Raw genomic sequence first — 2,511 nt, 5'->3', positions numbered from 1 at the left:
CCCGGACCTTGCCAAGGTCCGGGAACCGGAGATGCTCTTATGCGTAAAAAACCTATTCTTGTAAGGAGGGTAGCCCTGGGTATAAAGTGGTAGTCGCCTTATCCCGGAAGGTTTCAAGTGCGATCGCCCCAGGGACTGGGCCGAGACTGCACCAGAGGGCCACCTGCTCAAGGCAGTTCTACGGAAGTGGGTTTCGCAATGTGAGGCAGACCCCAGCCGAGTTTTTCTCGCAGAACATGGAAAAATTCCGGGGGATTAATCCGGATAAATTTAGCCGAGTAGGGCGATCGCTGGACTCGCACCTGGTCCTCGGGCAACACATAACACCCGGCATTCCCATCCACCACCATCACCAAACGATTGGTATTCGCCGGAAAAATCGTCACAGGTTCAGTATTGGCAAACACCAAGGCCCGAGACGCTAGAGAATGGGGACAAATCGGCACCAGTTGTAACACCGGGACATCCGGTGTGATCACTGGACCCCCAGCCGAGAGACCATAAGCTGTCGAACCCGTGGGCGTGGAAATAATCACCCCATCTGCGGCAATATCCACCGGCGCATGGTGTCCCACTTGAATTTCAAAGTGACACATACAGGTGAGAGGTTCCCGGTGTAGGACCATTTCATTCAGGCAAAGCGCCTCCCAGACGACGGTATCGTCGCGGATTGCCTGCACCGTGACCATAGTCCGTTCTTCGATTTGATAGTTCCCCGCTAACACCTGTTCCATAGCTTGGGGAAGTTGGTTGAGATAGGTTTCCGTCAGAAACCCCATGTGGCCCGTATTCACCGTTAACAAGGGAATGCCGCAGCTTGCCACCTGCCGAAATGCCGACAGCACAGTGCCATCGCCTCCCAACACCACCGCGAAAGACATTTCAGCGTTAAATCCAGGAGGGGTGAGCTGTTCGACGGTGGTATGACAGACGGGCTTATCTAGGTCAGAATAGCCCAGAATGCCGCCCATGCCGGTGGACAGAGCAACTTCCCAACCCAATCCAATCAGCTTGTCTGTCCATTCTTCGGCAGCGCGACAAGCTACGGGTTTAACATCGTTGTAAATAATGCCAGCTTTGGGCACCGCGCTCAAGTCCTGCTAGTGGTTGTTTGTTTGCCAGAGTTAGGGATGTCGTCACATTCTTGGTAAATCACCGCAAATGCGTCTTGGGCGGATCCGTGGCATCAGGGATGCCAAATAGCCCTGTGAAACTAGAGTCTGAACAAAGCTATGCGATTTGTCAAGACCCTTTAGGCGATCGCCTGGGATAGGCGACTTCCAGGGACTGATCTCATCCCGTCCCTGGGGTTAAAATGGGACTCTTCGTTTTGACTGCTTCTTGGTTTTGCCCTGTTCGTAATCTAATTCTTTCAACTTCTTTAAAATTCGGCTGAAATATTCTTTCAGGTATGATTCTAGGGTGGTCGTGTCCTTGGGGTCCAATCCAAAGACGGGATACACCTCATCCATATTGGCCGTTAGGGGTTTTTCTGAGGCGAGCACTTCAGCAAATGCCAAGCGATCGGCCACATTCCAGCCCCATTGGAAAAATCGGACCACCCGGCGAAATGCCCGCAGGACACCCAATGGCATTCGGGTTACCTTGGCTTTTTCCCCAGAGAGTCGTTCGCACAGTTCGATAATTTCCTGGGGAGTCCAAGGACGAGTCCCCACTACGGGAAAAACATGATTGGAGGTTTCAGGGACCGACAATGCGCCCACGGCAAATTTAGCAATGTCCTGGGTATCCATATAGGCGATCGGAGCAGTCTGCTTAGTCACCCACACTGCTTGATTGTCCAAAATGGGGATGGCGTATTGAGAAATCAACCCTTGCATGAACCCAGCTAATTGCAGAATGGTGTAATTTAATCCTGATTCCGCGAGATAGACTTCTGTACAGCGTTTGATTTCCATTAGGGGGACTTCTGGATACTGGTCCGCATCCAGAATAGAAAAGAAGACATACCGTTCGACCCCGGCTTTTTTGGCCGCTTGAATCAGGGCAACTTTGCCTTCCCAGTCTACTTGTTTGATGCTTAGAGAATCGGTTGGACGACTCGTCGCGGCATCAATAATGGTGGTTACCCCTTCTAGGGCAACCGGCAAGGTTTCTGGATCGCATAAGTCTGCACGGACCAATTCAGCGCCCCATTCTTTTAAAAATGCCGCTCTTTTGAAACTGCGCACTAAACAACGTACCTGGTATCCCTCGTCTAAGGCGCGACGGGCAACCTGTCTGCCTAGGGTACCAGTGGCACCGACAACCAATAAGCTCATCCAGGATTGTTTGACGAAATTTTAACTTTATTGACACTCTCAGGGCTAAAGCCACTGAGATTCGGAGGAGAGATTGAACCTCTCCCGGCGACCGTCAAGCGCCGCCTAAACACTCAAAACAACTACCGACATTGCCAATGTTGTAATCGCGTTTACTTTTATGGCTTCAATGCTTTCAGAATCCATCACTAAGCCAAAACGCGGTACGCTCCGCAACCTGCCTTTATTT

2 protein-coding genes are annotated in these 2,511 nt (G+C 51.4%); both read right to left on the bottom strand.

Annotation, left to right across the window (positions count from 1 at the left end; all coding sequences use genetic code 11):
• Positions 1-167: 167 nt before the first annotated feature.
• Entirely contained in the window at positions 168-1,085 is a 918-nt protein-coding gene (locus J0895_RS11050; RefSeq protein WP_207088151.1) for an NAD(+) kinase, read from the bottom strand.
• A 225-nt stretch (positions 1,086-1,310) separates the two neighbouring features.
• Positions 1,311-2,282, bottom strand: a complete 972-nt coding sequence (locus tag J0895_RS11045) for an SDR family oxidoreductase (protein ID WP_207088150.1) — start codon at positions 2,280-2,282, stop codon at positions 1,311-1,313.
• Positions 2,283-2,511 lie beyond the last annotated feature (229 nt).

This window comes from Phormidium pseudopriestleyi FRX01, assembly GCF_017313335.1.
Lineage (GTDB): Bacteria > Cyanobacteriota > Cyanobacteriia > Cyanobacteriales > Laspinemataceae > Laspinema > Laspinema pseudopriestleyi.
Note: the sequence above shows the minus strand (reverse complement) of the source record. Positions and strands in the feature narration are given on the sequence as shown.

Coding starts and splice junctions, on each gene's coding strand:
- J0895_RS11045 (WP_207088150.1), bottom strand. CDS start 2,282: ATGAGCTTATTGGTTGTCGGTGCCACTGGTACCCTAGGCAGACAGGTT.